General features: G+C 59.3%; 15 protein-coding genes. 8 read left to right on the top strand and 7 right to left on the bottom strand.

The window, feature by feature from the left end:
* Positions 1–26: 26 nt before the first annotated feature.
* From FDY93_RS06540 to FDY93_RS06510, 7 genes are all read right to left on the bottom strand, one after another.
* Positions 27–1,325: an OmpP1/FadL family transporter gene (locus FDY93_RS06540; protein WP_138234934.1), complete on the bottom strand. Its 1,299-nt coding sequence runs from the start codon at positions 1,323–1,325 to the stop codon at positions 27–29.
* 60 nt (positions 1,326–1,385) lie between these two features.
* Entirely contained in the window at positions 1,386–2,189 is an 804-nt protein-coding gene (locus FDY93_RS06535; protein WP_138234933.1) for a transporter, read from the bottom strand.
* 166 nt (positions 2,190–2,355) lie between these two features.
* Positions 2,356–3,246, bottom strand: a complete 891-nt coding sequence (locus FDY93_RS06530) for a DegV family protein (RefSeq protein WP_138234932.1) — start codon at positions 3,244–3,246, stop codon at positions 2,356–2,358.
* A 179-nt stretch (positions 3,247–3,425) separates the two neighbouring features.
* Complete coding sequence (locus tag FDY93_RS06525) at positions 3,426–4,346, bottom strand: DUF4380 domain-containing protein (protein WP_138234931.1); 921 nt, start codon at positions 4,344–4,346, stop codon at positions 3,426–3,428.
* 3 nt (positions 4,347–4,349) lie between these two features.
* Positions 4,350–7,010, bottom strand: a complete 2,661-nt coding sequence (locus FDY93_RS06520) for a glycoside hydrolase family 3 protein (protein WP_246068485.1) — start codon at positions 7,008–7,010, stop codon at positions 4,350–4,352.
* A 347-nt stretch (positions 7,011–7,357) separates the two neighbouring features.
* Complete coding sequence (locus tag FDY93_RS06515; RefSeq protein WP_138234930.1) at positions 7,358–8,812, bottom strand: sugar porter family MFS transporter; 1,455 nt, start codon at positions 8,810–8,812, stop codon at positions 7,358–7,360.
* Between the two features lie 313 nt (positions 8,813–9,125).
* Positions 9,126–10,679: an endo-1,4-beta-xylanase gene (locus tag FDY93_RS06510; protein ID WP_171018910.1), complete on the bottom strand. Its 1,554-nt coding sequence runs from the start codon at positions 10,677–10,679 to the stop codon at positions 9,126–9,128.
* Between the two features lie 298 nt (positions 10,680–10,977).
* Between FDY93_RS06510 and tilS the strand changes: the two genes are divergently transcribed.
* From tilS to truD, 8 genes are all read left to right on the top strand, one after another.
* Entirely contained in the window at positions 10,978–12,285 is a 1,308-nt protein-coding gene (gene tilS, locus FDY93_RS06505) for a tRNA lysidine(34) synthetase TilS (protein ID WP_138234929.1), read from the top strand.
* A 125-nt stretch (positions 12,286–12,410) separates the two neighbouring features.
* Complete coding sequence (locus FDY93_RS06500) at positions 12,411–14,042, top strand: CTP synthase (RefSeq protein WP_138234928.1); 1,632 nt, start codon at positions 12,411–12,413, stop codon at positions 14,040–14,042.
* Positions 14,043–14,130: 88 nt separating this feature from the next.
* A complete protein-coding gene (gene kdsA, locus FDY93_RS06495; RefSeq protein WP_138234927.1) occupies positions 14,131–14,976 on the top strand; it encodes a 3-deoxy-8-phosphooctulonate synthase in 846 nt (281 codons plus the stop codon).
* Positions 14,977–15,094: 118 nt separating this feature from the next.
* Positions 15,095–16,381: a phosphopyruvate hydratase gene (gene eno / locus FDY93_RS06490; protein ID WP_138234926.1), complete on the top strand. Its 1,287-nt coding sequence runs from the start codon at positions 15,095–15,097 to the stop codon at positions 16,379–16,381.
* Positions 16,382–16,606: 225 nt separating this feature from the next.
* Positions 16,607–16,918, top strand: coding sequence for a septum formation initiator family protein (locus tag FDY93_RS06485; RefSeq protein ID WP_138234925.1), 312 nt, complete (start codon positions 16,607–16,609; stop codon positions 16,916–16,918).
* The gene (gene ispD, locus FDY93_RS06480) at positions 16,915–17,658 is read left to right on the top strand and encodes a 2-C-methyl-D-erythritol 4-phosphate cytidylyltransferase (RefSeq protein ID WP_138234924.1); all 744 of its coding nucleotides are present in this window, start codon (positions 16,915–16,917) and stop codon (positions 17,656–17,658) included. Before FDY93_RS06485 ends, ispD begins: the two co-directional genes overlap by 4 nt.
* On the top strand, positions 17,655–18,149 hold the full coding sequence (gene ispF, locus FDY93_RS06475; RefSeq protein ID WP_138234923.1) for a 2-C-methyl-D-erythritol 2,4-cyclodiphosphate synthase: 495 nt from the start codon (positions 17,655–17,657) through the stop codon (positions 18,147–18,149). Before ispD ends, ispF begins: the two co-directional genes overlap by 4 nt.
* Positions 18,146–19,135 (top strand): tRNA pseudouridine(13) synthase TruD, encoded by a 990-nt coding sequence (truD, locus tag FDY93_RS06470; protein ID WP_138234922.1) that lies wholly within the window; start codon positions 18,146–18,148, stop codon positions 19,133–19,135. Before ispF ends, truD begins: the two co-directional genes overlap by 4 nt.
* Positions 19,136–19,172: the final 37 nt, after the last annotated feature.

The raw sequence follows: 19,172 nt of genomic DNA, 5'->3' as shown, positions 1-19,172 counted from the left end.
AGTCCACGGCTACGGTTTTGTTTCGTTCAGAATTCGAACTGCACCGAGCCACCAATAAAATGCATTGCTGTGTCTTTGTAGGTGCCTTGCAGCCTCGGGTTGAATGGTGGGCGTCCCTGCTGATCGATATCGAGATTGCCAGACCAGAGGAAGGTGTAGCCTACATCCACTGTCACGCCGGGACATAAGGCTTTGCCGGCACCGAGGCCAAATCGATACGCCTTGCCGGTGGCCATGTTGGCGGTGAGGTCGGATTCATTTTGCATTGAACTGTCAAATGCGAAGCCTGTGGACAGGTTCCAGTCCTGCAGAGCGCCTTGCGAAAATCTGTGGCGGATGCCGAGGGCGAAATGGCCGGTATCCTGGTAACCTTGATCCACGAATATCGAAGTTTGATTTGGGTTATCTAGCGCCAGGGTCAGGCCGGCAAATTCCGACCAGTCTTGCCAGGCGAGATTTGCGTAGAGCGTGGTATAGGGGGTCAACTGCTGTTGCAGGCTGGCCGTCACTGTGGCCGGGACCGTCATGTCGATTTGGGTGCGGGTTCCGTTCAGGCGTGCGACGGCCGGCTCAAACAGAGGGCCGAAGTCGCTCAGCCGTAGATTGTCGCTGAAGGTCAAATCCACTTTTGAGGTGTAGGTAATGCCGAACGTGGTGCTGTCGACCGGGCGATAGATAATGCCCGCGTTGCCGCCGTAACCCACGTCAATATCCTCGTATTTAAGATGGGCATCTGCGGGAATCAGTCCCGCTCTGGGCGCGGAGACATACTCAAAAAAGGCACCCATCACATTCAGTCCAGCGCCGATGGAAAGGCAGTCGTTGATTTTCCAGCTCAGGGAGGGGATCAGGCTCATACCGATGAGATCTGCCTCCTGAACAAAGCGCCGCCCCGCCCAGTCGTCGTTGTAATCCAGTCCGAGACCGAAGTTGCCCGTCATCGCCACTCCCCAGCCAAATCTCTCGGAAAAAACACCCGCAGCGTGGGCGCCGCCACCGGGAAACCACCCAACCGGGTTGCCGCCGTCATTGCCGGGCACATTCGACTCGCCGCCGTTGGTGAAGCCCACGTCGCCATAGAGCATTTGCCCCGCGGCGCGCACCTGGGTATCACTGCGCCACACGGTTCCTGCGGGATTGGTAAAGGCCGTTGACGCGTCTTCCGGCATCGCCGCCCAACCGGCACTTGCGGTGCCGAGTGTGGGCGTGCCTATTTCCCACAGCATCACTCCACCAGCGTGGGCCATTGGTGCGATTAATCCAATGATGAATATGGCGAGAACATTTCTGACGGTCGGGTGAGGTCTGCCGAGTAGGCTCGTCATAAGCGGTTCCCTCTGGGGATGACGATAGTGGATCAGTTCGGTTGAATAGCATTCAAGGGGTTATTTGCTGGCACTGGGAAACAACATTACCCAGTTGAGCCGGAAGCCCCAGTCCTGGCTACCGTTTTCGGGACTTTCTGCGTAATAGCGCGGACCAGCTTGAATCTGATAGGTCTGCTTACCCACCTTGAACACCTTTGCTATCAGAAAATGTACGGGCACATTCCACTGCTCGGCTTCCCAGTCATAGGTAGATTCGGTTTGCAGTGTGAAGGTCCAGGCATTGGGTGTGTTGTAGGCCAGGAAAGGCTGCAGGAATGTGCTGTTCACATCGGCGCGATTGTCGCTGCCGGCGAAAGACCAGATGTGGTTGGCGAGCGCGCCGATGGTCCAGGGTCCGGTCTGTTTTAGCACGACGCCGGTAGGGCCTGTGCCCCATTTTTCCGTGCCGAGAAGTGGCTCTGTGCCAGTCGGGACGAGAAGTATTGGGCCGGCACCCCAGATTATCCCGCCTGCGGTTGGCTTCTTGGGGGAAAAGAACAGGCTTTGGGTGGTATCGCCAAGCCCGGTCTGATCGCCACTGCCGGGAAAAATGTCTTCCTGGTTCATTACCGGAAGAATAGTGCGACTGATGAGATTCCAGTTGTCGTTGATTGAAACCGGAATTACCGGCTGGATATTCAATGTGTATTTACGCCCCGCCTCCAGCGGACCGACGCGATTGTCCCAATTGCTTTGGAAGGGAACGCTGATGAGGTCTGAGACGGGATTGCTGAGTTGTTTGGCGAGGTCGGAATCTGCGCGCGCGCTGACACTGGACAGTGCGAAAATCAGCGCAAAAAAAACGGCGAAATTGCGGTACATCTTTTTCACCAGGCAGGAAAGGGCGTAAAGCGGTTTTTCTCAGTCTAGCGGTACCGGGAAGTGATTGTTCCTCTGCGTCGCGGTGCTCAACGCAGAATTGGTGTTTTCAGGTCGCACGGAGTAATCAGGCGACACCGGTGGGTGCGCCTGATCGGCAAGGAAGGAATTAACGGGCAGCGATTGCGAGGGCTACAGTACCGGGGCCGAGGTTGATACCACCGGACAGGCTCATTACCGAACGATAGATTTTTACCTTGTGCGCGGCGGCAATCTTTTCAAACGCTTTGAATCCGGGCACCTGATCCAAATCCTGAAGGGCGCCGGCAATGCTCACCACCACGGCCGGCATCAGCAATGCTTTGTCGGCGATTTTCTCTTCTGCCAGCTGAAACAGGCGCTCGCTACACGCGCTGTAGGTTTTTACCGTATCGGCTACCGCGGAACCTTGCCAGGTCATGGAGAGAATAGGGTGAAGGTCCAGCGACTTAGCCATAAAGGCCTTCAACCAGCTCACACTTTTTTCATTTTTCTGTCGTCCGCGTTCGCGCAGGTAGTACACATCTTTGATCGCGGCGTAGCCGACAATCTTACGCCCGAACTCTTCCGCGCGGGATTTGATCTGTGCGCCCGTGAGTCCTTTCTGCATCAGCGACAGGGTGAACAGTGCCAGCAGTCCCTGACCGGAGAACAGTGTGTGGGAGTCCACGGTGTGAATCCTGACAGAATCGCTGCTCAGCCTGCCGGCGACACTTTGCGCATTGGCATAGGTGGGGCTGTTAGCGGCATTGATGGTCTGGACGACAATGTCTTGCTGACCCTGTTGCACCAGCCTAGCCAGAATCTGCTCGATCTCGGGTTCACCGGCAGGGCCGGAGTTCACCTGACGGGAGCGATCTACCAGCGACAGAGAATAAAAGTGGTTCATCTGCGCAGGGTTGCGCTGATCGCCGAAGACCTCATTGCCCACACTCACGCGGTGAGGCAGGACGGGAATCTTGAATTTACGCAGGAACTCATCGGGAAGGTCACAGCCGGAGTCGACGACTAACTGAACCATGGGAGTACCTCTTATTGTTCGGTTCAATGTCGGAAGTAATTGCCGGCAAATTTAGCATTTCGTCACAATTTGGAACAGTTTCTATTGATGTTTTCCTGTCTGTGTGGTGACCGGTCGTTCACGGCTGTGTCAGAAAATAAAGAAGCCGCAGCCGGTGGCTGCGGCGCAAGTGCATGTTTTTAGGGAGTTCGGGTAGGCGATGCCAGTTTGATCTGTTCGCGCACGAAGGCTAGCAAGTCCGGCGACCCGCTGTGGATTTTGAGATCTTCGGGCAGAGGAAGCAGCAGCCATTCCACCGACCAATCCAACCCCTGGCCGCGCTGCAGACGACGGGCGGCGCTCTGTACTTCCAGCTCCAGAAACGGTAGTTCGCCGGAAAGGTACAGTTCAATATCCCCTTCACCGCTGGCCATTTCGCGCATGGCGACCTTTGGGTAGAGCTTGAGGTACAGCAGTCCATCTACCGCGTAGGCCAGCCAGCCCTCGGTGCCGTTGGCGACGACCTTTCCCTCCACCAGCGGTGCGTCCGCTTCCATCGGCAGCCACAGTGCGTCATTTTCCAGTTCATAGGCCATCCGGCCGCGCACGGTTTTAACACTGTCGGTTGTCACCGGGGCGAAGGCCAGGCCGCGGCTGGGTACCCGGGTGATTTCCCAGGCGGCGATTTCCGGGAAATCTTTGTCCGCGTCGATGCGGTAGTGCACGGTGGCGCTCTGCCCATTATTGACTGTAACCGTCTTGCTGATGCGAGCGCCGCCGCCATAGGCGCTGGTGACAGTGGCCGAATGCTTGTCTTTTGCAGTCACTGCGTAGGGCGCTGTGTCGTGCTCAGGGATCGGTGGCCAGTTCCACAGGGTCTGGGGGCTCAGCCAGAAGGTGGAGCCAAAGCTGTTTTCCCCGGGCTCCGGCACTGCCAACAGGTCGCGGTCGCCGTACCACAGCTCGGTGATACGGCCGCCATAATTGGGGTCCAGCGCGAGCTTCAGGGAATCTTTACTGAGGCGGATGGTGTCGTCTTCTGCGCTGCTGGCGGATGCCGCCAGCAGCGCAGAGAGCCCGAGAGCAATGGCCGATTTTTTCAGTGGACGTTCAAATAGCATGCCTTAGCTCCCGCAGCGAATTTGTGCCTGATCGCCAGCGCCGGGTACAAACTTGATATTTGCCACCGCCATCGCGAGTTTGCCTTCGCTGTGCAGCGACAGGCCCTGGGACACTCTGGTGAAATCCGTACCCGCGTCGGCAAAGCACTGGAGGTCGATGGACACCTGCGACCAGTCGCCCTTGGGTAGGGCGTTCAATGCATTCTGCAGGGGCAATTTGCCGTTGCACTCGGGACCCTCACAGGTGATCTGTGCGAACACGGCTGCCTCTGGTGCCTGATCCACGCGGATGTCCATAGTGAGGGCGGCACCCTCGTCCAGATAGCGGCTGAGATCCTGGGGTTTGCGGGTCTCTAGCACCACACTGCCGGCGCGAAGTCCTTTCCAGGTCAGCGCGCGGGCATCTTCCTGGGAAAGCATATCGATGGATGCGACGGTGATATTGTTGTCGTCGCTGCGTGCGAGATTGCCGCTGACCCAGAGAGGTTCCTGATCGCCGTCGGCGATAAACAGTTTCCAGGGAGCCTGCGGACGCGAAACCATCAGCCAGGCGTCTTCGAGATTGCCGTCGACATAGGACTCGCCATCTTCGTTCAGGTTGTTGGCCAGCTGGGCGTCGCTGCTGTAATCGAGCCCGTAGCCGTAGGCAAACAGCGGCTGGTAGTTGGCGTCATCGCGGTTGATCACCGTCTGGTGCACCAGCTCGGGCCAGCTGAACGACAGGCGCCCGGTGAAGTCGTAGCGCTTGTTGCCTTCGCTATCGGTCAACAGCACATCGGCAACTCCCGCGCCCTCGGAGCCCGGCAACCATGCGGCCACGAAGGCATCGGACAGGTTCAACTCTTTGTTCACCCACAGCGGGCGGCCGGAAAGAAACACGCTGACTACCGGAATATCCTGTGCCTGCAGTTTCTGCAGCAGTTCCTGATCTTCCTTGCTGCCCAGCTGGTATTCGATACTGGCGAGGTCTCCATGCCATTCTGCATAGGGGTCCTCGCCGTAGACCACAATGGCGACGTCCGGCTTTCCACCTTTGCCGAAGGCGTCTTGCGGTACTTCGCCGTTTTCGCTCAACACCACCGTGCCGCCGGCGGCGTCCACTGCCTGTTTGATGCCGGTATAGATAGATGTAGCGCCGGGGAAATCTTCCGCGGTGTTACCGGTGCCCTGCCAGGATATGGTCCAGCCGCCACTCTGCTTGGCGATACTGTCGGCGCCGTTACCTGTTACGAGAATATTTTTGCGCGCGTCTACTGGAAGCAGCTGATCATTGTTTTTCAGCAGTACCAGGGATTTGCGCACGGCCTCGCGGGCGATAGCACGGTGCTCTTCGCTGCCCATAATACCGGTCTTGCCCGCCAGTGGGCGGTCGCGCTCGAATAGACCCGCGCGAATTTTTACCCGCAGGATTCGGCTCACCGCGTCGTCGATGCGGCTCTCTGGAATTTCGCCGTTGCGTACCTGGGCAATGGTGTTTTTGAGCAGTGCTTTCCATTCGGAAGTGATCATAAACATGTCGAGGCCGGCATTGACCGCAGCCGCACAGCTGTCGACAGTACAACCTTCCACGAAGCGGTGGCCGTTCCAGTCACCCACCACGAAGCCATCGAAGCCCAGGCGGTTCTTCAGTACATCGGTAAGCAGGTATTTGTGCCCGTGCAGGCGCTTGCCATTCCAGCTGTTGAACGATGCCATTACTGACTGTACGCCGGATTCCAGGGCGGTGAAGTACCCGGCGGCGTGAATCTCGGCCAGCTCTTTTTCGCTTACCTCTGTGTCGCCGCGGTCGATGCCGCGCGTGGTGCCGCCGTCGCCGACGAAGTGCTTGGCGGCGGAAACCAGGTGGCGGCCATCGAGGAATTCTTCACTGTTCTTGTCGCCCTGGATGCCTTTGATCATTTCCCGGGCGTAGGCGGCGACAATATCCGGGTCTTCGGAGTAGCTTTCAAAGGTGCGACCCCAGCGGTCGTCACGCACCACGGCGATGGTGGGTGCGAAGGTCCAGTCGACGCCGGTCACCGCCACTTCGCGGGCGGTGGCCTCGCCGATGCGGCGGATCAGTTCCGGGTCCCGTGCGGCGCCCAGGCCGATATTGTGCGGGAACAGGGTTGCGCCGATGACATTGTTGTGGCCATGTACGGCATCACTGCCCCAGATAATGGGTATGGCTACGCCGCCATCGCTGGTGTCCATGGATGCGGCGAAGTAAGCGTCCGCCAACTTGCGCCAGTCGTCCGGGGTGGCGAATTTGTCGTTGTTGGGGAAGGTGCCGCCGCCGTTGAGGATGGAGCCAATGTGGTACTGCTTCACCTCTTCGGGGGTTATTGATTTGATCTCCGCCTGCATCATCTGCCCGACCTTTTCCTCCAGCGTCATACGCGAGAGCAGATCGGCAATACGGGCCTCCAGTTTTTCATCACGGGGTAATGCGGGCTTCAGCGCCGGCCAGTTTTCCAGTGAAAGGCCTTCCGCACTCTCGGCAACGGCTGCCGCCTGAACCGGTGCTGCAGTTTCTGACTTGGCGGCGGCTGTGTGATCGTTTCCGGATTTGCCACAGGCCGCCAGACCCATAGCGAGCGCGATACCGACAGCGAGGCGCTTGGCGTACAGCCCGGTAAGGGGCCTGGCATGTATTCCGGTCAGGTTACCGGTTGATTGAGTCATGGTCACTCCGGGTTGGAATTCTTGTTGGTCCAAAAAAAAGTGGGCGCTCCCGAGAAAGGGTGAGAACGAAAGCGCCCACAAGTTCAGGCCTTCCGGCCTTCAGGAAATGGTGAGTGAAGCGATAGCTGGCGCAATCTGGCTAGCGCATCACGTCCCCGCTGTTAAGACGTGCGAGGCGCCGGATCGGGCCCCGGAATGTCAGTCAATTCAGAAAAAAGTGCGTCCCTGCAAAGCGTTCGCCAATCCGCTGGCCGACAAGGTGTACCTGCGTCCGGGGTACCGGAGGGAATGGGGCGAGGGAGGAATGACTCCTCCCCCGGAGAGACAATTCAACGATCGGACGCGGATCAGCCGCGCATTTGCTCCAGCTCCAGCCCTTTGGTTTCGTGCACCATATAGATCACGAAGGCGATAGAGAGCAAGGCAAACAGAGTGTAGATGCCATAGGCACCCGCCAGGCCGATGCCGGTCAGCATGATCGGGAAGGTCATGGTGATGCCGAAATTGGCCACCCACTGCGCGAGGCCGGATACCGCCAGGCCGGAACCGCGGATCTGGTTGGGGAACATTTCCCCGAGCATGGTCCACATCGCCGGTCCCCAGGAGCCGTTGAAGAAGAACACGTAGGCATTGGCGGCGATCAGCGCAAGCAGGCCCATGCTCTGGGACAGCTGCAGCTTGCCATCTACCAGCGACGAATTGGCGAAGGCGAAGGCCACCAGGCCAAGGGTAACGGCCATGCCAATGGAGCCCACCAGCAGCAGCGGCTTGCGACCGATCCTGTCGATCAGCGCCATGGTGATCAGACAGGCGGCAATACTGACGGCACCGGAGATGATGTTGATCATCAGTGCATCTGCTTCGGAGAAGCCCACCGCCTGCCACAGCACTGCGCCGTAATAGAACACTACGTTGATGCCCACCAGTTGCTGGAACACGGCGAGGCCGATGCCCACCCATACGATTTTGCGTACCTTGCCCAGACGCTGGCCGGTGCCTTCCAGCAGATCCGACATGCGCGGGCGGTGATCGCCGGCCACGGATTCGCGGATGCTTTCCAGTTTTTGTGCGACCGCCGCCTCGCCGTACAGCTTGCGCAGAACTGCGGTGGCTCTGGATGTCTGTTTGGACAGCACCAGATAGCGCGGGCTTTCGGGGATCAGCAGCAGGGCGAGGAAGAAGAGGGTCGCCGGCGCAATCTCGATCCAGAACATCCAGCGCCAGGCGTTGTAGCCCATCCACCACTCGTTGACGGCGGAACCGGCTACATTGGCTAGCCAGTAGTTGCTGACAAATGCGGCAAACAGGCCGGAAATGATCGCGATCTGGTTAATTGTGATCAGGCGTCCGCGGATCGCTGCCGGGGCGATCTCACTGATATAGGCGGGTGACATCACGCTGGCCGCGCCCACCGCAAGACCGCCGAGGATGCGATAGAACACAAACTCCGGCGAACTGGTGGCGATACCCGAGCCCCAGGCGCTGATTACGAAAAGTACCGCGGAGATCAGCAGCAGGGTTTTGCGGCCCCACAGGTCCGCCAGCCGCCCGGCGAAAAAGGCGCCCACTGCGCAACCCAGCAGCATGGAGGCCACATTGAAACCGGTGCCGGCGGTATTGGAGTTGAACGCCTGCTGCAGGCCGGTAACGGTACCGTTGATCACGCCGCTGTCGAACCCGAACAGGAATCCGCCGATGGTGGCGACACCGCAAATCAGGACAATGAACGGGAGTGGTGGAGCGTCTTGACGGCTCTGGGCTGCGCCCTGGACACCGTCGATGGAGTTCTCAATCGCTTGCATGAGTGACTACCTGCTTTTTTATTGTGGGGAGGGCATGGACGCCCAGTCTTTCAGTTATTTGTTCTGCTTGTGCGTACAGATTCTGCACACGGACACCCGAATACATGGGTATCTCTATGGTGACGTTCGGAATGGGGAAAAGCGTCCTACTTTGGACAAAATGCTGAAGGTGGGCGCAGTTTCCGCAAGTGGGCAGTCCCAGTTTGGCTGGGATGATGGAAATATGTGGGACGGGTAAGGGGATATGGGGCGGCAAACGGGGGATGCCCGACTCGCGGGGAATCGGGCATCCGATTACACAGGGCCTGCTGAATTACTGTCCAAGCAGTGCTTCCGCGACCCCATCAAACGCGGCTTTTTCCTCATAGGGTCCATTGGCCGGACCGCCAAACAGCAGCGGCCAGTCGTCGACACCCTGGCGGTTGTCGAAATCCAGCAGCCAGCTGTCGCCATCCCACAGTCCCCACACGGTGATGCCGCCGCGCAGGTTTGGTGGCACCACGTCGAGGTACGCCTGCACGATGGATTTGTAGCGGGCCTTCTGCAGTGCTGCCACTTGCGGGGTATAACTGGTGTACTGCGGGAAGGGCGTGGAGGCGTAGGGGTTGTTCACCGGCACGTCCAGCTCGGTGATCTTCACCTTCAGGCCCCGGTCGACGATGGCCTGGAAGGCGCTGCGGATCTGCGACGTTGACGGCCAGTCGATCTGCACGTGCATCTGGAAGCCTACGCCGTCAATGGGCACATTGTTCGCCTGCAGGCCGTCCACGATCTGCAGCAGGCAATTCAGCTTGTTGCTGTTGCCGCCCTCGGTGTCGTAGTCGTTGTAGTAAAGGTCTGCAGCGGGATCGGCGGCATCGGCGGCGTTAAATGCGTTGGCAATGTAGCTGCTGCCGAGACGCTGATAGAACAACGAATTGCGATAACAGCTGGACTGATTCTCATCGATGGCCTCATTCACCACATCCCAGCTCTCGACCCGGCCGGCAAAGTGATCGGCGATGGTGCTGACGTGGTTGTTCAGCATTGTTTCGAAATCGCCGCTGTAGCTGTTCATCCACGATGGCACCTGGTAGTCGGAGTGCCAGATAAACGTGTGGCCGTGCACACCGATGCCGTTGGTTTGTGCCCAGTTCACCATCTGGTCGGCGTTGGCGAAATCGTAGGTGTTCTCTGCCGGGTGCAGATAGCTCATCTTCATGATGTTGCCGGCGGTAAGCTGGCTGAAGTGCTGCGTGATGCTCGCCTGCTTCTCGGGAATGCTGAGGAAGCTGCGGTTCTCATTGCCGGCAGACACCGCCACGCCAATGGGGAAGGGCGCCAGGCTGTAAAGATGATCGGTGGAGCCTCCGGACGATGAGGAGCTGCTGGACGAGCCTCCGGATGAGCTCGATGAGCTGCTGGAGCTGGAGGATGAGCTGCTCGAACCCGATGAACTGCTGGAGCTGGAGCCGCCTGATGATGAACTGCCACTGGCACACAGGGCGCCGGCCACTTGCGGGATCTCAGCGCCGGCCGCCGCGGTTCCCTGGAAACCGAATTCCGCGGTCTGCCCGGGTTGCAGGCTGCCGTTCCACGCCGCGTTGCTGGCCACATAGGGATTGTTGCCGCTGATGTCCGAGCTCCAATGGTTCACGATACGATTGTCGCCGCTGTACTGCCACTGCACCTGCCAGTTGCTCACCGGGCTGGCCGTGTTATTGGTGATGCGGACGCTGGCAACGAAGCCTGAACCCCAGTCGTTGTTCACGCTGTATTCGCAACTGGCAACGGCGGTGTGGGCGCCGCCGCCGAGCAGCATTGCAGTGAGGATGCCGGTCAGGCGCCGTCGCATAGCGGGTCGTGGGCCTTTTTCAATCTGTTTCATATTAACTTCCTGTTTCTCTCTTTATCTCGCTTATCGGGTGGCAGCGACCGGGCAGAAAAACAAGGTTGCCGTATCGCGGCCGTTAATAGTCTTAATGACTATTAATTGTATGGTATCTGAGCCGCAAGCCGCGGCAACAGACTGTGGGGTCAAAATGAATAAACTGTGAGCGAACTCCACCTCCTGTTGTGATGCTTCTTTTTATGTTGTCGCACATGTCTACGGAGCCGGCGGCGCTCGGATGGATTGCGGGGCGGGTATAATGGCCGTCTCGAAGCCTGCTAAGTCCCTAAGCCTGATGCCTGAAAGAAACGCTACATCCCAGCTCCCGCAGCGGTTGGCGAACTGCCTGCAGCGCCATCCCGCGCAGGGGTGTTTGTGGCTGGGTTATTCCGGAGGGCTGGATTCCACGGTGCTGTTGCATCTATTGGTGTGCGCGAAAGTGCCGTTTACTGCCCTTCACGTACACCATGGCCTGAGCGCGCACGCGGATGAGTGGCTGGCCCACTGCAAAGCAGTAGCGGGTGCGCTGGGGGTGCCATTGACCGTATGCCGGGTGCGGGTGGATCGCAGGGACGGCGGGCTGGAGCAGGCGGCGCGCAACGCGAGATATCGGGCGTTCGAGCAGCACATGGCGCCCGGCGATCAGATTCTGCTCGCCCATCATGCCGACGATCAGGTGGAAACGTTTTTACTGCGACTGGTTCGCGGCGCCGGAGTGCGTGGGCTTGCGGCCATGGCGGAGCGTCGGTCTCTGGGGGATCCGAGCGGTATGCGATCCCTGTTGCGCCCCTTGTTAGCGGCGAGCCGCGCGGAGCTGGAGCGGTATGCCCTTGAGCAAGGGCTCAGCTGGGTGGAAGACGACAGCAATGCGGACCTGGCATTGACACGCAACTATCTCCGCCGTCAGGTGATCCCCGCCCTGTCGGCGCGTTGGCCGATTGGCGAACGCGTGGCCCGGGCAGCGGACAATCTTGGCGAGGCCGCCGGGTTGCTTGGCGAACTGGCGGTGGAGGATCTGTCGCGCTGTGACTGCCGGCGGGAAACCTTTGGGGAAAGCATCGAGCTTGCGGCTTTCCTCTCGCTCTCAGAAGCGCGGCGCAGAAACCTGCTGCGGGGCTGGCTGGCGCGATTGGGGGCAAAAATGCCGGAAGCGGCACACCTGCAGCAGGCGCTGTGGCAGGCGCAGGCCACTGAGGATGCCGTACCGGAGGCCCCCCTGGGCGACCGCGTACTGCGCCGCTATCGCGATCGCCTTTATCTCACACCAGAATTGCATCCTCTGAACCGGGACAGTGAAGGTGAATGGCGGTGGAATGGGGTAAGCGAACTGCGTCTGCTCGGCGGCTGGACTCTGAGGCCTGGAAAGGACTGGCCCGTTGGCGACTACGTGGTTCGCTTTCGCGCCGGTGGAGAGCGGGCGAAACCGAGAGAGCGCCATCACTCCCAGACCCTGAAAAGGCTGCTGCAGGAGTACAGACTGGTGCCGTGGTTGCGGGATCGCGTACCGCTCATTTTCCAGGGCGGGGTTCTGGTGGCGGTTGGCGATCTTTTCGTCACCGCGGAGGGACCTGCCGGCCCCCCTCAATGGCGGTTTTCCGATTGAGCAGAAAACCGCTTTCTGGTAGTCTGGCGTCCCATCTCAATGGCACCAGGTTGCGCGAGGCTGCGCCCCCTGAGCCAGTCCCGCACGCCCGAACCCGTCGGGCATTCAACTGACCAAGGTTTTGCATGACGCGCTACATTTTTGTCACTGGCGGCGTGGTTTCCTCGTTGGGGAAAGGTATCGCCTCCGCCTCTCTGGCCGCTATTCTGGAGGCCCGTGGTCTCAAGGTCACGATCCTGAAGCTAGACCCCTACATCAACGTAGACCCGGGCACCATGAGCCCTTTCCAGCACGGTGAGGTTTACGTAACCGAAGATGGCGCCGAGACGGATCTGGATCTGGGCCACTACGAGCGCTTCATCCGCACTCGCATGTCCAAGCGCAACAACTTCACCACCGGCCGGGTGTACGAAACCGTGCTGCGCAAAGAGCGCCGCGGTGACTATCTGGGCGGCACAGTGCAGGTGATCCCGCACATTACCGACGAGATCAAGCGCCGTGTCATCGAAGGCGGCCGCGATATGGACGTGGCTATCGTCGAGATCGGCGGTACCGTGGGCGATATCGAATCCCAGCCGTTCCTGGAAGCCGTGCGCCAGCTGCGCGTGGAAATGGGCAGTAATCGCACCCTGCTGATGCACCTGAGCTATGTGCCCTATATCGCCACTGCCGGTGAAACCAAAACCAAGCCGACCCAGCACTCCGTAAAAGAGCTGCGCTCCATCGGTCTGCAGCCGGATATCCTGTTGTGCCGTTCCGAGCGCGCCATCGACGACGATTCCCGTCGCAAGATCGCGCTGTTCACCAACGTGGAAGAGCGCGCGGTGGTGCCGCTGCCCGATGCCAAAACCATTTACGGCGTGCCGCGTATGCTGCACGAATACGGTCTCGACGACATTGTTGTCGAAAAGCTGCAGCTGGAATGTCAGGCGCCGGACCTGTCCGAGTGGGACGCGGTGGTCGACGGCAAGCTGAACCCTGATCACGAAATCAAGATCGCCATGGTCGGCAAGTACATGGAACTGCTGGACGCGTACAAATCCCTGATTGAATCCCTGGTGCACGCGGGCATCAAGAATCGCACCCGGGTGAACATCGACTTCATCAATGCCGAAGACGTGGAAGCGGAAAATGGCCTCGACCTGATCAAGGGTGCCGACGCTATTCTGGTGCCCGGCGGCTTTGGCGAGCGCGGCCTGGAAGGCAAGCTGGAATCCGTGCGCTATGCCCGCGAGAACAATATTCCGTTCCTCGGCATCTGCCTCGGCCTTCAGTCCGTGGTAATCGAGTACGCGCGCAATGTGCTGGGCCTTGAAGGCGCCAACAGCACCGAATTCAATGTCAAAACCCCGCACCCGGTGATCGGCCTGATTACCGAGTGGATCGACAGCGACGGCAAGGTTGAGACACGGGATGAGAAGTCCGATCTCGGCGGTACCATGCGCCTCGGTGGCCAGGAGTGCCGGCTGGAGAAAGACTCTAAAGCCCGCGAGATTTACGGCCAGGATGTTATTGTCGAGCGCCACCGTCACCGCTACGAAGTGAACAACAACTACGTTGACCGCCTGCAGAAAGCCGGTCTCAAAATCGGTGGCTGGTCCGCGGATGATACCCTGGTGGAAATGGTCGAACTGCCGGAGCACGACTGGTTCGTCGCATGTCAGTTCCATCCGGAATTCACCTCTACGCCTCGCGACGGCCACCCGCTGTTCGAGAGTTTCGTGGCTGCGGCACTGAAGCACAGTCAGGCGAAATAAATTTCGCCGGGATGCATTCAGTCCGTCGGCGCTGAGAAATTGAATACCTGCGCCTCTCAAGGGAGGCGCGACAAGGATATTGAAAGCGATGAAAACCATCCAGGTGGGCAACCTGCAGGTTGCGAATGACAATCCGTTTACCCTTTTTGGCGGCATGAATGTGCTGGAATCCCGCGACATGGCCATGCGGGTGGCCGAGCACTATGTCACGGTGACGGACAAGCTCGGTATACCCTATGTATTCAAGGCATCGTTCGATAAGGCCAATCGCTCCTCCATTCACAGCTATCGCGGCCCCGGCATGGAAGAGGGGCTGAAGATTTTCGCTGAAATCAAAAAAACTTTCGGTATCCCCCTGATCACTGACGTCCATGAGCCGCACCAGGCGGCGCCCGTTGCGGAAGTCGTTGACGTGATCCAGCTGCCCGCATTTCTCGCCCGCCAGACCGATCTGGTCGCCGCGATGGCGGCTACCGGGGCCGTGATCAATGTGAAAAAGCCCCAGTTCATGAGCCCGCCACAAATGAAGAATGTGGTGGAGAAATTCGCCGAGGGCGGCAACGAAAAGATCATTCTGTGTGAGCGGGGTGCCTGCTTCGGCTACGACAATCTGGTGGTCGACATGCTCGGCTTCCGAACCATGATTGATGCCACCGGCGGCGCACCGTTGATTTTTGACGTAACCCATTCACTGCAGATGCGAGATCCCGGTGGTGCCGCTTCCGGTGGCCGTCGCAGCCAGGTTACCGAGCTCGCCCGCGCAGGTCTTGCGATCGGCATCGCGGGGCTGTTCCTGGAATCGCACCCGAATCCGGACAAGGCTCTGTGCGACGGTCCCAGTGCTTTGCCTCTGGAAAAGCTGGAACCCTTCCTGGCGCAGATGAAAGCCGTGGATGATGTGGTGAAGAGTTTCGAACACCTCGACACCAAGTAAAGCGGAAACCGAATAACGACAAAATGAGTGGCCCAGAAAATGTGCCACCAAATCCAAACCTCACAGACCTGTTTTCCCGATTAACCAATTCCCGAAAAACAAGGAGCCCGTTGTAAACATGAGCAAGATTGTTGCTGTAAAAGCATTTGAAGTATTGGATAGCCGCGGTAACCCCACCGTTAACGCCGATGTGATTCTCGAGTGCGGCGCGGTAGGTTCTGCCTGCGCACCGTCTGGCGCTTCCACCGGCTCCCGCGAAGCCCTTGAACTGCGCGACGGCGACAAGAGCCGTTACCTGGGCAAAGGCGTACTGCAAGCGGTTGAAAACATCAACGGCGAAATCGCCAAGCTGCTGGTGGGCATGGACGCAACCGATCAACGCGCCCTCGACCAGGCCATGATCGACGCCGACGGTACCGACAACAAATCCAAACTGGGTGCAAACGCCATCCTGGCTGTTTCCCTGGCCGCCGCCAAAGCCGCTGCAATTTCCAAGGGCATCCCCCTGTACCAGCACATCGCCGAGATCAATGGCACTCCGGGCCAGTACACCCTGCCGGTGCCGATGATGAACATCATCAACGGTGGTGAGCACGCCGACAACAACGTCGACATCCAGGAATTCATGATCCAGCCGGTTAAGGCCAAAACCTTCGCCGAAGCCCTGCGCCAGGGTGCCGAGATCTTCCACTCCCTGAAAAAAGTCCTGTCTGCCCAGGGCCTCAATACTGCCGTCGGCGACGAAGGTGGCTTTGCCCCCAACCTGCCGTCCAACGAAGGCGCCCTGAAAGTCATCGCCGAAGCCGTTGAAGCCGCCGGCTACAAACTGGGCGACGACATCACCCTCGCCCTCGACTGCGCCTCCTCCGAATTCTACAAAGGTGGTAAGTACGTACTCGCCGGCGAAGGCAAGGAATTCGACAGCGCCGGTTTCGCCGATTACCTGGCACAACTGTCAGAAACCTACCCGATCATCTCTATCGAAGACGGTATGGACGAAAGCGACTGGGACGGCTGGAAAGTGCTCACCGACAAAATCGGTAGCAAGGTACAGCTGGTGGGCGACGACCTGTTCGTCACCAACACCAAGATCCTGAAAGAAGGTATCGAAAAGGGTATCGGCAACTCCATCCTGATTAAGTTCAACCAGATCGGCTCCCTGAGCGAGACCCTGGACGCGATCAAAATGGCCAAAGACGCCGGCTACACCGCGGTCATCTCCCACCGCTCTGGTGAAACCGAAGACACCACCATTGCCGACCTCGCTGTTGCCACCGCCGCCGGCCAGATCAAAACCGGCTCCCTGTGCCGCTCCGATCGCGTTGCCAAGTACAACCGTCTGCTGCGTATCGAAGCCGAGCTGGAAGGCAAAGCGCCTTACCGCGGCATCGCTGAGTTCAAGTAATTCGGCAGGCCGAGTAAACTGGCTGAAACTCGCTTCGTAGCTAAGTCTCCGAAGCGAAGGCGCTGATACCGATGGCCCTTCCCGGGACCTTCTGCGACAGGGATGTCGCGGAAGAGCCCCCATGGAAGGGTTCACGGCGTGTCCCGGGAAGGGCCATCGGTAGCTGCGCCGCCACGGACCTCATTCCGTGCGCAGTACAAACAAAGGCCAGAGAGAACACACAAAATGAAATGGCTGCTGGCAATCCTCACCGCAATGCTGCTGGTTACCCAATACCGACTCTGGGTTGGCGAGGGCAGTTTCGCGGACGTGACCAGACTGGAACGGCAGCTTGATGATCAGCAGAAGAAAAACTCTGCACTCGAGCGCGAGAACCGCCAACTCCTGCGGGAAGTCCGCAGCCTCAAAGAAGGCACTGACGGCGTAGAAGCCAAAGCCCGCTACGACCTCGGCCTCATCAAAGAAGGCGAAACCCTGTTTATTTTTCTCGATCAGGACAAAAAAAATCCTGAGCAGTCACCGCGGGAAAAAGAATGACCACTGCAGTAAACCCGGTTGAAACCTCCTACTGGGTCATCGTCCCCGCCGCCGGCGCCGGCAAACGTATGGGCGCAGACAAACCCAAGCAGTATCTGCCGTTGAGCGGCAAACCCCTCATTGCCCACACCCTGGAAAACATACTCCACTGGCCCGGGCTTAAGGGCATCGTCGTTGCCATTGCCGCCGACGATACAGAATTTGCAACACTCCGCTGCGCGCAGGATGCCAGAATCCAGACCGTTACCGGCGGTGCCGAACGCGCAGACTCCGTACTCGCCGCCCTCGACTACCTGAGCGAGCGCGAAGCGCCGGAAACCTCCATTCTCGTCCACGACGCCGCCAGGCCTCTGGTCAGAGTCGCCGATATACGAAAACTGCTTGCCGCTGCACCTATGGCCCTGCTCGCCCAACCCGCGAGCGACACCGTCAAACTTTCTCAAACGCGCGGCGGTAAAACGGAAGTGCGGGAAACCCTGCCGAGAGACCAGATCTGGCTCGCGCAGACGCCACAGAAAGCACCGCTCGGCAAATTGCGTGAAACGCTGCTGCAGGGGCTCGCGGAAAATTCCACGGCCATCACCGATGAGGCCAGCGCCCTTGAACGAGCAGGCTTCCATCCTGAACTGGTAGCTGCCTGCCGCAGCAACTTCAAAATCACTCATCCCGCCGACCTACTGCTGGCGGAGGCCCTGCTGCAACACCGGGCCGTCGAATCTTCTTTGGAAAACAACCTATGAACCTCAGAATCGGCCAGGGCATTGATGTGCACGCCTTCGGCCCAGGCGATTGCGTCGTGCTCGGCGGCGTCACCATCCCCCACGAACAAGGCCTTGTCGCGCACTCCGATGGTGACGTGCTGCTGCACGCACTGGCAGATGCACTGCTTGGCGCCCTCGCGCTCGGGGATATCGGCCAGCACTTTCCCGACACCGACGATGCCTATTCCGGTGCCGACAGCCGCGTGCTGTTGCGCCATGTGATGGGGTTGATTCACCAGCGTGGTTACCGCCTGGTCAACGCCGACGCCACCCTGATCGCGCAGGCTCCCAAGATGGCACCGCACATCAACGCCATGCGCGCAAACATTGCTGCAGACTGCCAGGTGAGTACCGATGCCATCAGCGTCAAGGCGACTACTAGTGAAAAACTCGGCTTCACAGGTCGCAAAGAAGGGATTGCCGCACAAGCGGTGGTGCTGCTGGACCGAGCCGCAGGAAGTGCCCCGTGAGCGAACATGAGCCGACATGGAATCTCGATTGGCCCCGCGCGCTGGGTGGCACCGCTATTCGGGCGGACTTTCGCACCGAACCTGAAGACTTTGTGGTAGATGAACTCGCCGCGCCGCAGCAGGGAGATGGCGAACACGTTTATCTGCACATCCGCAAACGCGGCGCCAATACCGGCTTTGTCGCCCAGCAGCTGGCGCAGCTGGCTGGAGTGCACAGCAATGATGTAGGGTTTTTCGGGCTCAAGGACCGGCATGCTGTTACCACTCAGTGGTTCAGTGTGTGGTTGGCGCAGAAGCCGGAACCAGACTGGAAGCAGCTTGAAAATGCAGAAGTCCAGTTGCTGCAGCACTTCCGCGGCCAGCGCAAGCTGCGCCGCGGCGAACACCTGGGCAACCGTTTTCAGATTCGTCTTCGCAACGCGGAAGGGGACCGCGCCGCGGCAGAGGCGGTGTTGGGGCGGATTGCGGAGGGCGTGCCGAACTATTTCGGCGAACAGCGCTTTGGCCACAATGGCGGCAACCTGGATCTGGTAGAGGCGATGTTGGCAGAGCAGGGGGCGGGCAAGCGCAGGCGTACACCACGCAGTCAGAAGGCATTCGCCATGTCCGCTGCCCGCAGCTGGCTGTTCAATCAGGTTCTGGCGCGTAGGGTGGAGCAGGGCAACTGGCAGGTTCAGCTTGAAGGTGAACCGGAACCCGTCGCCAGCGGACCGCTGTGGGGGCGAGGCCGCAATCTGGCCGCTGGTACTCAGCTGGATCTGGAAAGTGCCGCGATGCAGCCCTGGCGGTCCTGGTGTGATTGGTTGGAACACTGCGGTCTCAGCCAGGAGCGTCGGTCTTTGGTGCTGCAGCCGCAGGGCTTCCAGTTCCAGTGGCAGGGGGATGACCTGACGTTGGCTTTTGCCCTGCCGCCAGGTACTTTCGCTACGGCGGTCCTGCGCGAGGTGGCTGAACTGGCCAATCGGTCCGACCGCGCAATAAAATAAACGACAACAAAGTGTGACCGGTGGCGCATCTGTGACT

Source organism: Microbulbifer harenosus (assembly GCF_005771435.1).
Lineage (GTDB): Bacteria > Pseudomonadota > Gammaproteobacteria > Pseudomonadales > Cellvibrionaceae > Microbulbifer > Microbulbifer harenosus.
This window is presented reverse-complemented; position numbering and strand designations above follow the sequence as displayed.